This window comes from Cupriavidus sp. FW305-27, assembly GCF_058787995.1.
In genome coordinates, this window is sequence record NZ_JBYTAG010000069.1 from 1 (window position 1) to 12608 (window position 12608).

Genomic DNA, 12608 nt, shown 5'->3' on the forward strand with positions numbered 1-12608 from the left:
GGAGGGGGGAGGGAGAGGGGGCGGTTGCGCCGTCAGTGCGGCGCGTCAGGCGGCGCCTGGTCCAGCTCGCGGTCGCGGGCGCGGGCCACGGCCTCGTCGCGGCTGCTCACGCCCAGCTTGCGGAAGATGTTGCGCAAGTGCCATTTCACCGTCTCCGGCGACAGGCCCAGGGTGCGCGCAATCTTCTTGTTGGGCAGGGCCTGGCCGAGCAGGCGCACGACATCGGCTTCGCGGTCGCTCAGTTCCTCGAGGCGCGCGTCGGCCCGGGCCGGGTTGCCGGCGGGCGCGGCAGCCGCGGCCGCGCCGCCCGCTGCGCCGGCTTGCGCGGCGCGCGGCGGCACGGTGGCCTGCAGGCGTTCGACATAGAAGGCCAGCACCGGGTCCAGCGTGGTGTCCGCGGCCACGCGCACGATCTGGCCGAGCGCGCCGGGGCAGGCATCGATCACGCTGCGCATCAGCCCGAGCCGGTGGCCGCGGCGCAAGCCTTCCAGCACATGCGTGCGTGCCGCCTCGGCGTCGCCGCGGCGCGATGCCACCACGGCCGCCAGCATGTGCATCTGCGCCACGTGGCGTTGCCAGCCGCGCGCCTCGCAGTACGCGATCAGCGCTGCGGTGCGGGCCTCGGCCCCGCGCATGTCGTCATGCGCCAGGCTGAACAGCAGGTGGGCGCGTTCGGTCACCATGTGGATGGCGTCCAGCGAGCCGCGCGGCGCGTTGCGATGGCGTGCGGCAATGGCATCCAGGCGCGCCAGCGCGGCCTCGGCGGCGGCAATGTCGCCGCTGGCCAGGTGCAGCCGGATCTGGTTGGCCAGGCTCTGCGCGACCAGCCGGTCCAGGCGCAGTTGGGTGCCGTAGTCTTCCAGCCGCTCCAGTTGCACGAAGGCATCGAGCCGGTGGCCACAGATCCAGTGCGCGGCTGCCAGCACGGTGTGCACCCGCAGCACCGAGTCCGGGATCGAGACCCGCTCGAGCACGTCGACGCGGTCCTCCAGCAGCCGGCGTGCAGCCTCCAGGTCGTTCTGCTCGTACAGCGCCTCGCCCAGCAGGGCCGCGGCAAAGTACTCCGGCTCGGCGCCGCCGTGGCCCGCTTGCTCGACTTCGCGCAGCACGTCGCGGGCGACGCGCTCGGCCTGGATCATGTTGCCTTCCAGCGCATGGCTGAAGCCGATCATGCAGCGCCCGTTGAGCATGCCGCTGGCGGTGCCCAGCAGCGGCACGCCGTCGATCACCAGCGGCGCTGCCTCGGTCTGGATGCGGCGGGCGCGCTCGTAGTCCCCCAGGTGCATGTAGAGCCACGACAGCAGGTTGTTGCGCGAGCCGATAAACAGCGCCGGCATGTCGGCGGGCACGTTCTCGATCTGCGGCAGCAGCGCCAGCGCGCCCTGGCTGTCGTCTTGCAGCAGCACCAGGGAAAAGCGCAGCAGCGCGAGCCGGTAGCGCAGCGAGGCGTCGCCCGGCGGGATGTCGGCCTCGAGCCGGTCCGCGGCCGCGGCGCACGCGTCCAGCTCGCGCGAGAACATCTGCGTGCGCAGCGCCAGCAGGCGCAGTTCGGGGCGCGCCTGCACCTGGTAGGCGGGGATGGCGCGCAGCAGCCCGAGCGCCTTGCGCACCTCGCCGCGCATGATCAGGGTGTCGGCATAGCGCTGCACCAGGTCGGCGGCGGTGTCGGCGTCGCCGGCCAGCACCGCATGGCGCACGGCCTCTTCCAGCATGCGATGGTCGCGGAACCAGCGCCAGGCCGCCGCGTGCACGGCGCGCTGCTGGGCCTCGCTGCGCGAGCGGAAGCGCTGGGCCAGGGTTTCGCGCAGCAGCGGATGCAACCGGTACCAGGATTCGCGCTCGGGGCCCTGCGCCGGGGTGATGAAGAGGTTCTCCTGTTCCAGCCGCGCCAGCAGCGCCAGGATCTCGCCTTCGCCCAGCGCCTGCTCGCCCAGGGCCTCGCACAGCGACGCGGTGAAGCGTTCGCACGCGGCGGCGCGCACCAGCAGCTCGGCTTCGTCCGGCGCCAGGCGCGACAGCACCTCGCGTTCGAAATATTCTGCGAAGGCGCCGGCATCCTGCACGCTGGCCTGCACGAAGCCGGTGGCAAAGGTGAGGCCGCTGGCGTTGGCCTTCTTGCGCTTCCAGTGCGCGGCAAAGAGCTGCAGGCCGGCCACCCAGCCGTCGGTCAGCTCGTGCAGCATGCGCGCATCGCGCGGGCTGATGTCGCCCAGCTGGGCGCGCAGGAAATGCTGCGATTCAGCCAGCGTGAAGCGCAGGTCGCGCTGGTCCAGCTCCAGCAGCATGCCCTGGTCGCGCAGGCGCCCGAGCGACAGCGGCAGCGCCACGCGCGAGGCCAGCACCACATGGAAATTGGCCGGGGCATAGTCGAGCAGCCACTGCAGCGGCTCCAGCACGCGCGCCGTCAGGTGGTGCACGTCGTCGAGCACCAGGGTCACGTCGCGCGGGTGGGCGGCAATGCCGCGCACCAGCGCGATGATGGCGCGCTCGACGGCTTCGTCGTCGGTGCCGCGGTCGGCCAGGACCATGGCTTCGCGCGTCAGCGCGGGGCTGACCTCGGACAGGCAGCCGAGCAGGCGGTCGAGCCAGCGCTGGCGCTCGTTGTCGGCCGGCTCCAGCGTCAGCGCGGCCATGTCGAAGCCGAGCGCGAGCAGGTCCAGCCGCCACGCGGTCAGCAGCGCGGTCTTGCCGTAGCCGGCCGGGCCCTGCAGCACGATGCAGCGCCGGCGCCGTGCCTCGGTCAACTGCACCAGCAGGCGCTCGCGCGCGACCACGCGCGCCGCGCTGCGCAGCGACGCCGGCCGGGACGGCTGCGAGACTGGCGCGGCGGGCTGGCTGCGGGGAGCGGCTGGCGGATTGGCTGGCGTCTGGGGCATGGGCGAGGCAGGACGGTGCAGGTGAGATGCGGAGGAAATGCGGGTGGGGCAGCGCGATGCCGGCCAAAGGCGGCACGTTGTCGCGATTGTACTGGCAGACGCGGCGCGGCGGCCAAGCCACGCCTGGCCGGCTGTCCGCGTGGCCCGGGTGAGACGCGCGCAGCACCCGCAGGCCACCAGCAACAGGTGGGGGAGGGTTTGCCGGGTGCCCGGTCACAAGGCGTCGCCTTATATCTGCTGGCCAGTGGTGCGCGCGTGGCCTGTTCCTGGAGCCAACCCCGCCCGATCCGGACGAGGTTGCCGATGGGGGCGGGCGCGAGCGCGAGATCCTCGCGCTGCTTGAGCAGTCGATGTCGAACAAGCGCATTGCGCTGGTGCTCAACCTGAGCGTCGACACCGTCAAGTGGAACCTGCGCCAGATCTACGCCAAGCTCAATGTGTCGCGCCGCTACGATGCGATCCTGGTGGCGCGCAGCGCGTTGCAGCGGCCGGGCTGACCGCACTGGCCACCCGGCTGCGCGCTTGCCTTATTCCGCGGTGGCGCCGCTGGCCTTGATCATCTGGGCGACCACGGGCTCGGTCGCGTCGAATTCGCGCCGGAACTCCGCCGGCGAGTTGCCCACCGGATCCATGGCCAGTGCCTAGAGCCGCGCGCGCATGGTCGGCGACTGGACCGACGCCCGCGCTTCCGCTTCCAGCCGCGACAGCACCGCCGCCGGCGTGCCGGAGCGCGCGAACAGGCCAAGCCAGGCGGGCGAGCGCAGTTCCTGCTCCTTCAGCCCGGCCTCGGCCATGGTCGGTACGTCGGGCAGCTCCTTGATGCGCTTGTCGCCCATCACGGCGAGGGCGGTAAGCCGGCCGCTCTTGATATGCGGGCCGAGCGTGCTCATCGAGCCGATCGCCCAGGCGATATTGCCGGCGATCATGTCCTGCGCCATTGGCGCTTCACCCTTGTAGGCCACATGCGCCATGTCCAGGCCGCGCACCTGGTTCAGGTGCGCGCCGACAAGGTGCGGGAAGGTGCCGACGCCATAGGAGCCGTAGCTGACCTTGCCCTTGTTCTTCGCGGCCCAGTCGAGGAACTGCTGCATGTTCTTTACCGGCACGTCCCGGTTCACGGCCAGCACGATCTTGGCGATGCAGAGTTCGGTGACAAAGGCCAGGTCCCGGCGCACGTCATACGGCACGTTGCGGTACAGGTGCGGCGTGTTGATCAGCGGCGAGGAGTGGGTGAGCAGGATGGTGTAGCCGTCCGGCGCGCTGCGCGTGATGGCCTGCACCGCGATCACGCCCGCGCCGCCGGGCTTGTTGTCGACGATGATGGTTTGCCCGAGACGCTTGCCCATGTCCTCGGCCAGTGCGCGCGCCACGGTGTCGGTGGCGCCGCCGGGCGGGCCCGGGACAACAACGGTGATGGGACGCGACGGGTAGCTCTGGGCACCGCAGGCGGCGCTCCACGCCATCGCTGCCATCGCGATCAGGGACTTCATGCGCATGATGTGATACCTCGGGAAGGGGGGTAGGAGACTGCGCAGCAAGAAGGGCTGCATGTGGGAAGTTATAGGATGCCCGGCACCTTGCATGCCCCCCATATCGGCTGGGCGAGATTGCCCTAGGTGGCGGTGCCACGCAGCGGGGCAGCCATGAAAAGAATGCTCCGGCACGGGGCCGGAGCAAAACACGCGGCCGGACGATGCCGGCCAGGTGGACATTGAGTTGTGCGGCGCGGCGCCTGCCGCGCGTGTGCGCCTTAGCGCTCTGCCATCAGTCCCAGGCCCTGTGCCTGCAGCTGTGCCACGCCATCGGCATCGAAGCCCCAGTCGCGCAGCGCGGCGGCGCCATGCTCGCCGCGCGCCGGCGCGGGGCCGGAGATCTCGGAAGGCGTGCCGAGGAATCGCGGCGCCGGTGCCGGCTGCACCACGCCCGCGACTTCGACGAAGCTCGGCGCGCCGTTCTGTCTGCGGAGCAGGACACTAGGCCTTGCGGTTCGGCAACGGAGCTCCCTGCATCTCCTGCTCCTGCAGTTCGCGCCACGCGATCTTGCCGGTGGCGGAGCGCGGCAGGCGTTCGACAAACTGCACGATGCGCGGCGCCTTGTAGGTCGCCATGCTGGTGCGGCACCACGCCAGCAACTCTTCCTCGGAAACGCCGGCGCCGTCACGCCGCACGATCACCGCCTTCACGGTCTCGCCCCGGTGCGGATCGCGCGCGGCGATCACGCAGGCTTCCAGGATGGCAGGGTGGGTATGCAGGATCGCTTCCACCTCGGCCGGCCACACCTTGTAGCCCGAGGCGTTGACCATGCGCTTGAGGCGGTCGCGCATGACGAAGTAGCCGTCGGCATCGACGCTGGCAAGGTCGCCGGTACGGAAGAAGCGCTTGCCGTCGATCGTGATAAAGCTCTCGGCATTGGCCGCGGGCTGGTTCCAGTAGCCCAGCATCACCTGCGCGCCGTGCACCACGATCTCGCCGACCTCGCCGCGCGGCACTTCGGTCAGCGTGGCGGGATCGATGACGCGCGCATCGACGCCGTAGGTCGGCACGCCCAGGTGCCCGGAGCGCGCTGCGGCAAGCGGGTTGGCGATGATGAACGAGGCAGTCTCGGTCAGGCCGTAGCCTTCGACAAACTGCAGTCCGTAGCGCTCCTTCATCAGCCGCGCGGTACTGTCGGGCACCGCCGCGCCGCCCCCGACCACGCAGGCCAGGCTGCTCAGGTCGAATGACTCGATACCTGGCTGCGCGAAGAACTCCACCAGCATCGGCGGCGGCGCAGCCCAGAACGTGACGCGATGGCGCGCCACCAGCTGCGCCACGGTGCGCCGGTCCCAGCGCGGCAGCAGCACGATGGTGCCGCCCATGTAGACCGGCGCGTTGACGCCGTTCTGCAGCCCGAGCAGGTGGAACATCGGCGCCACTGCCAGGAAGGTCGATTCGGCGTGCGAGCGCCGCCACAGCTGCGAGCCCGCCACCGACACCATCACCGTGCGGTGCGTGTGCATGCAGGCCTTGGGCGCCCCGGTGGTGCCCGAGGTGTAGGGCAGCATGCACAGGTCGTCCAGGCCTGCGGAGCGCGGCGATGGCGTGGAGCCGGCGGCCATGGCCTGCTGCCAGTGGACCGCGCCGGCCGGCAACGCCGTGCCGGACGAGCGCTGCTGCACCCAGTCCGGAATCGAGAGTCCGTCGTCGGGCTGCGCGGGCAGGGCATCGCCATAGTGATGCACGATCACGTGGCGCAGCGGCGTGGTGCCGACCAGCGGCGCCACCTGGCCGACCAGCTCGCTTGCGGCAAACGCGGCCACCGCGCCGCTGTCGGTGACGATATGGCGCAGCTCGTCTTCCAGCAGCATGGCGTTGGCCGGCACCACCACGGCATCGGCGCGCAGGATCGCGTGGTAGGCCACGATGAACTGCGGGCTGTTCTGGCTGAGCAGCACCACGCGGTCGCCGCGGCGCACGCCGCATGCCTGCTGCAGGTAGCCGGCCATGCGCTCCACCTGCGCCAGCAGTTCGGCATAGGTGGTGGCGCCGTGGTAGAACTGGACCGCGACCTTGTCGGGGAAGCGCCGGGCCGAGATCTCAAGGTTCTCCGCCAGGGTGGTGTGCGGCATATGGAAGACGCGCGGCACGTCGCCGAGCGCCACTGCGGCGTCCACCGCAAGCGGACCCGCGGGGACGGCGGTGACGCCTGCATCGGGCAGATAGTTGTGGGTCATGGTTGTCTTTACTGTCATGTTGCAGTTGCCGTCAGAGCGCGGTATCGCCCATCCAGCAGCCGGCCTCAGGCCAGCGTGAACGTCGGTACCGGTGCGCCGCCATCGCTGGGCGAGAACTTCACCTGTACCTTCTGTCCGATCCGCACCGTGTCGAGGTCGCAGTCGACGATATGGGTCATCATGGTCACGCCTTCGTCCAGCTTCACGTAGGCGATGCAGAACGGATTGGGGCCGGCGCGGCGCGTCACGCTGAAGCTGTAGATGGTGCCGCGGCCGCTGGCTGGCTTCCATGAGGTGGTGCCCATGCAGAACGGGCACAGCACGCGCGGATACCAGTGAGGCTTGCCGCAGTCGTCGCAGACCTTGACCAGCAATTGCCCTTCGCGCGCGGCCTGCCAGAAGGGAAGGTTGTCGGGCTGCTCGTCCGGTGCCTTGTAGGCAAAGGGGGTATGTGGGGTCGTCATGTCATTGCTCCCGCGCATTATTCACGTTCAAGGATCAGGGTGGCGCTGCCGTGGCGCGAGCCCAGGTAGCCGCCGGTGCCTTGCGCCAGCGCCAGGTCGCAGTTGGCGACCTGCACCGCCGGGTGGGCTTCGCCGCGCAGCTGGCGCACGGCCTCGATGACCTTGGTGATGCCGCCGCGGTTGGCCGGGTGGTTGTTGCACAGGCCGCCGCCGTCGGTGTTGAAGGGCAGCTTGCCGACGCCCGAGATCAGGTTGCCGTCGGCGACGAACCTGCCGCCTTCGCCTTTCTTGCAGAAGCCCAGGTCTTCCAGCTGCATCAGCACGGTGATGGTGAAGCTGTCGTAGATCGACGCGTACTTGATGTCGGCCGGCGTGACGCCCGCCTCGGAAAATGCCGTCGCGCCCGAGAAGCGCGCGCCGGACCAGCTCAGGTCGACTTCGCCACCGAGCTGACCCTTGATGTACTCGCCGGCGCCGCGGATCTTCACCTTGGGCCGTTTCAGCGTGGCGGCGATTTCCGGGCGCGCCACGATCAGTGCGCCGCCGCCGTCCGATACCACGCAGCAGTCGAGCTTGTGCAGCGGATCGGAAATCATCGGCGAGTTCAGCACGTCTTCGACCGTGACCACGTCGCGCAGCATGGCATGGGGGTTGTGCTGCGCGTGGTGCGACGCGGCCACCTTGACCCAGGCGAACTGCTCGGCAGTGGTACCGTACTCGTGCATATGGCGCATGGCCGCCATCGCGTACAGGTTGACTGTGACCGGGCTGAAGGGGCTCTCGAACGGCGCGTCGGGCAGGTTGGCGCCCCAGTTGCGCGCCTGCGTGCCGCTGGAGCCTTCCGAGCGCGGGCGCCCCGCCAGCGTGATCAGGGCCACGTTGCACTTGCCGGCCGCGATGGCCTGCGCCGCATGCGAGACATGGACCAGGTAGGCGGAGCCGCCGGTGTCGGTGGAGTCGACATGGCGCACCTTGAGACCGAGATAGTCGACCATGTTGACCGCGCCCAGCCCCGGCGCATCGCCGGCGCAGAAGTAGCCGTCCACGTCGGCCAGCGTCAGGCCAGCGTCCTGCAGCGCGCCCTTGGCGCTTTCAGCGTGCAGCTGCGCCACCGACTTGTCCGGTGCCTTGCGGGTCGGGTGCTCATAGGCCCCGACGATATAGGCCTTGCCCTTGATGCTCATCTTTTCTCCTCTGGTGCGTCAAATGGTGCTACGCATGGATATTGCAGGGGTTTCCGGGCCGAACGGCACCCTGCCGCCGAGGCACTGTGCGATCTCTTCCTTGGTGCGCACCCTGCTGAAAGACTCGATGGCGTCGATCACCTGCTGCGCATTGCACACGCGCCCGGCCGTTCGTCGGTCAGCTTTTGCACGTTGCGCTCATTTGGTCGATCCCTGCGACGTCCGGCATGCGGCTTTATGTACGTACATAGTAAGAGATCAGCGCGGTTCGGTGGCAAGTCAAGGCGCCGGCCCACCCGTATCGGGTGGGTGAATTTCCGCCAAGATTTCCTGGATATTCCGATCATTGACATAGCTTGGTCCGCCCTCCACTATGTACGGACATAGTCACGGCGGGAGACGAGGTCTTGCGCCAGCATGACGGTGCCGGCCGAAGCGGACCGGCGCTTCTTCGAGGCCTGAGCGGCGCGGCTCCGGGTGCCGCTGCCGCTTGTCTTAGAATGCGCGGACCCATTTTTCATGCATCGGCCCGGGACATCTCATTGCCATGCGCAACCAACTGAACGACAAGCGTGCGGAAGCACCGGCGGCGCCGGGGGCGACCGCCTCGACCCGCTATGCCGAGCTGGCCAGCACCCTGGTCCGGGATATCGTCGAGGGCCGCCGCGTGGTCGGCAGCCTGCTGCCGACCGAGCATGATCTCGCCGAGCAGCATGGCGTCAGCCGCCATACCGTGCGCGCGGCACTCAAGCTGCTGCAGGACTGGGGCTATATCTCGCGCAAGAAGGCGGTGGGGACCATCGTCGAGAGCGCCAACCCGGACGCGTCGTACATCCAGTCGTTCGGCACCGCAGAAGACCTGGTGCGGGTGGCAGCCACCGAGATCCGCAGTATCGAGGCGGTGCACAGCGTCACGCTGGACCGCGCCGAGGCCCGCCTGCTGGAGGTGCCGATTGGCAGCGAATGGCTGCGTTTTTCCGGCACGCGGGTCGATGCGCGCAAGGGCAGCACGCCGGTGGCGCGCGCCGACATCTACATCGACGCCTCGCTGGCGCACCTGGCGGATACCATCCGCAACAACCCCAGGCTATTGGTCAGCGCGCTGATCGAGCGCGATTGCGGCGTGGCCATTGCCGAGATCCGGCAGGTGATTCACGGCGTGCTGATCGATGCGCGGCTGGCAGCGGTGTTGGGCGCCGAGCCGGGCTCGGCCGGCCTGCGGCTGATCCGCCATTACAAGGACGCGCAGGGCAGGATCCTTGAGATCACCGACACGATCTATCCGGCGGACCGGGTGACGGTGGCGTTCCAGCTCAAGCGCAGCCGGGTGCAGCTGTAACGGCTGCATCCCGGCGCAGCGAAGGAGACAAGGATGAAGGCTGCTGTCCTCTACGAGGCCAAGACCCCGTTCGTCATCGAAGACGTTGTCATCGGCAAGCCCGGCCCGCGTAAGTGCGGTGCCGGCCGCGGAAGATGGTGACGACTTGGTCGGGCTGTTGCTGCAGCGAGCGGTGCAGGGCTCTGGTCAGGTACAAGGTTGTCTGCGTCAATCTCTAATCTGTGCATGAGGTGCTGCGAGTACTGCCGATCATAAGCCGGGCTTTGCATTCGAAAATTCCAGATTGTGGGGTTCGCAGGTGGTGCCCCCTCGCCGGAGACTCTGCCTGATTCATCTTCCTTCGGTATGCACTGCGTCGCCTGTCTGTGTGACGCAGTGCATACCGAATGCTCGCGGCGACCGCTACAATCCGCGATGGGACATTTACGAACATGGCGAAGAAGGATCGATGACCTACATCGTTGAAGCGGTGGACGAAGCCTTGGGCTTGCTGATGCTGGTGGCCGAGCACCCATCGCTGGGCGTGACCGAACTGGCGCGGCGGGCCGGGCTGACCAAGGCGCGCGCGTTCCGCCTGCTGACCACGCTGGAGCACCGCGGCCTGATCGCGCGCGAGTCGCCGGCAGCGGTCTACAAGCTCAGCTACAACGCGCTGCTGGTGGGCAATGCCGCGCGCGAGCAGTTCGACCTGGTCAAGCTGGTGGCGCCGCGGCTGGCGGCGATCGGCGCGGCCTGCGGCGAGAACGTGATCGTGCGCGTGCGCGACGGGCTGGAGTCGGTGTGTGTGGCGCGGCATGAGTCGACCCAATCGGTGCGCGTGCATACCGAGATCGGCAACCGCCGGCCGCTGCATGTGGGGGCCTCCGGCAAGCTGCTGCTTGCCTACGCTGCGCCCGAGGTGCTGGACGCCGTGCTGGCGCGCCAGCTGGAACGTTTCACCGCCAAGACCATCATCGAGCCGCAGTCCCTGCGCGACGAGCTTGCGGCGATCCGCGCCGCGGGCTATGCGGTGTCGCTTGGCGAGCGCGATGCCGATGCTGTCTCTGCCGCCGCGCCGCTGCGCGATCACAGCGGCGCGGCAGTGGCGTCGCTGAGCATCGCCAGCCCGGCCAGCCGGACCACGCAGGAGGCGCTGGACCGGCATGTGGCGATGGTGGTGGCGGAGGCCGCCGCGCTGTCACGCGCGCTCGGGCATACCGGCGGCTGAACCCGGCTGGGCGCGGCAGGACCGCGCAAATTCCCGATATCTCAAAAGCGGCGCTTCGGCGCCGCTTTTTCTTTGGCCGCGCGAATCACAGGGGTAAACCCTGCTTTTCGACGACGGCTTCGATGTCTTATTCTTCGATACGCGGTATCACTGAATGAAACATTGTTTCGAGAAACAAACCAGATCCCCATGTCTCACCTTGCTGTCCACCTGGCGTCACGTATCGCCGCTGCCCTGGCTGCCTTCGCGCTGCTCGCGGCCGGCCACGCCGCGCATGCCGCCGACCTGCGCATCGGCTACAAGGCCGAGATCAGCGCCGCCGATCCCCATGTGCTGGACGCCGCCGGCCGCAACCTGTGGGGCCACGTGTACGAGACCCTGGTCGGCCTGGACAATGCGCTGCGCCCGGTGCCCCAGCTGGCCACGGCATGGCGCCAGCTGGACGACCGCAACTGGGAATTCCAGCTGCGCCCGGGCGTGCGTTTCAGCAACGGTGAGGCATTCACCGCCGAGGATGCACGCTATTCGATCGAGCGCGCCATGAAGCTGCCGGGGGCGCGCACCTTCCGCACTTACCTGAAGTCGGTTGCAGCGGTAGAGGTGACGGGGCCGCTGACGCTGCGCGTGCGCACGCGCTCGCCCAATCCGGTGCTGCCGCAGAACATCGGCATGGTGGCGATGCTGCCGCGCTCGCTCGGCAAGGCCGTGCGCGAGGCCGACTTTGCCCATGGCAGTGCCAGCATCGGCACCGGCCCATACAAGCTGGTGGCCTGGGAGCACGGCCAGCAGCTGACGCTGGCGCGCAATCCGGGCTACTGGGGCGGACCGCAGCCGTGGCAGCGGGTGGTGTTCCAGTTCATCCCGAAGGAGCCGGCGCGGGCCTCGGCGCTGCTGTCGGGGCTGGTGGATGTGATCGACGCCTCGTCGGCCAGCATCGCCGAAGCCTTTGCGCGCACCAACGGCCGCATCCGCACCGTATCGGCGACCTCGTACATGCTGAACTACCTGCAGCTGGACCAGGCGCGCGCGGTGTCGCCTTATGTGCAGGACAACGCCGGCCAGCCGCTGGCGGCCAATCCGTTGCGCGATGCCCGGGTGCGCCAGGCCATCAGCCTGGCCATCGACCGCGACCTGATCGCGGCGCGCGTGACCAGGGGCGATTCCGTGCCGGCCGGGCAGATGGTGCCGCAGGGTTTCTTCGGCTTTGCCCCCAACGTGCCGGCGCCGCGTGCCGATGCCGCGCGGGTGCGCCGCCTGCTGGCCGAGGCTGGCTATCCCGAGGGCTTCCGCCTGACGCTGCATTGCCCCAACGACCGCTATCTGAACGACGCCAAGACCTGCGAGGCGGTGGGGCAGATGCTGACCCGCGCCGGCATCCGCACCGAGGTGCGCACGCTGCCGTATTCGGTCTATATCACCCGCGCCACCTCGGGCGGCGACGGCGGCAAGCCGGAATTCAGCGTCTTCCTGCTCGGCATCGGCGCGGTCAGCGGCGATTCGCTGGAGCCGCTGGTGGCGGTGGCGCATGCGCAGGACAAGGCCGCCGGGCTGGGCGCCAACAACCGCAGCGGCTATGCCAACGCGGCAGTGGATGCGCTGATCGAGGAATCGATGCATACCATGGCGCCGGCGCCGCGCGACCAGGCGCAGCAGCGCGCGGCCGAGAAGCTGGCCGCCGACGCGGGCATCGTGCCGCTGCATCACCTGCGCGCCGCGTGGGCCTATCGCGACGGGCTCGCGGTGCAGCCGCGCAGCGACGGCTTCACCTATGCCAGCAATATCCGCCCGGCGCCGCCCGCCGCCCCGCAACGCTGACCCGCGCCAC

At 69.1% G+C, this 12608-nt stretch carries 9 protein-coding genes and 1 pseudogene; 4 read left to right on the top strand and 6 right to left on the bottom strand.

The window, feature by feature from the left end:
• Positions 1–32 precede the first annotated feature (32 nt).
• Positions 33–2876, bottom strand: a complete 2844-nt coding sequence (locus AC3WRI_RS26745; protein WP_492294416.1) for a winged helix-turn-helix domain-containing protein — start codon at positions 2874–2876, stop codon at positions 33–35.
• 326 nt (positions 2877–3202) lie between these two features.
• Here AC3WRI_RS26745 and AC3WRI_RS26750 point away from each other — a divergent pair, with 326 nt between their 5' ends.
• Positions 3203–3373, top strand: a complete 171-nt coding sequence (locus tag AC3WRI_RS26750) for a helix-turn-helix transcriptional regulator (RefSeq protein ID WP_439669018.1) — start codon at positions 3203–3205, stop codon at positions 3371–3373.
• Between the two features lie 144 nt (positions 3374–3517).
• Here the strand turns inward: AC3WRI_RS26750 and AC3WRI_RS26755 are convergent, their stop codons facing one another.
• From AC3WRI_RS26755 to AC3WRI_RS26775, 5 genes and pseudogenes are all read right to left on the bottom strand, one after another.
• Entirely contained in the window at positions 3518–4372 is an 855-nt protein-coding gene (locus tag AC3WRI_RS26755) for a Bug family tripartite tricarboxylate transporter substrate binding protein (protein ID WP_492294417.1), read from the bottom strand.
• A gap of 254 nt (positions 4373–4626) precedes the next feature.
• Positions 4627–4818 (bottom strand): annotated as a pseudogene (locus AC3WRI_RS26760) (CoA transferase); the annotation flags it as partial.
• Between the two features lie 31 nt (positions 4819–4849).
• Positions 4850–6589, bottom strand: a complete 1740-nt coding sequence (locus AC3WRI_RS26765) for a long-chain fatty acid--CoA ligase (protein WP_439669019.1) — start codon at positions 6587–6589, stop codon at positions 4850–4852.
• 65 nt (positions 6590–6654) lie between these two features.
• Positions 6655–7053, bottom strand: a complete 399-nt coding sequence (locus tag AC3WRI_RS26770; protein WP_010813146.1) for a Zn-ribbon domain-containing OB-fold protein — start codon at positions 7051–7053, stop codon at positions 6655–6657.
• Positions 7054–7070: 17 nt separating this feature from the next.
• Complete coding sequence (locus AC3WRI_RS26775) at positions 7071–8237, bottom strand: thiolase family protein (RefSeq protein WP_010813145.1); 1167 nt, start codon at positions 8235–8237, stop codon at positions 7071–7073.
• Positions 8238–8784: 547 nt separating this feature from the next.
• Between AC3WRI_RS26775 and AC3WRI_RS26780 the strand changes: the two genes are divergently transcribed.
• From AC3WRI_RS26780 to AC3WRI_RS26790, 3 genes are all read left to right on the top strand, one after another.
• A complete protein-coding gene (locus tag AC3WRI_RS26780) occupies positions 8785–9576 on the top strand; it encodes a GntR family transcriptional regulator (protein ID WP_492294419.1) in 792 nt (263 codons plus the stop codon).
• Positions 9577–10024: 448 nt separating this feature from the next.
• Positions 10025–10783: an IclR family transcriptional regulator gene (locus tag AC3WRI_RS26785; RefSeq protein ID WP_439668704.1), complete on the top strand. Its 759-nt coding sequence runs from the start codon at positions 10025–10027 to the stop codon at positions 10781–10783.
• A gap of 189 nt (positions 10784–10972) precedes the next feature.
• On the top strand, positions 10973–12598 hold the full coding sequence (locus tag AC3WRI_RS26790; protein ID WP_492294421.1) for an ABC transporter substrate-binding protein: 1626 nt from the start codon (positions 10973–10975) through the stop codon (positions 12596–12598).
• The last annotated feature ends 10 nt before the right edge of the window (positions 12599–12608 follow it).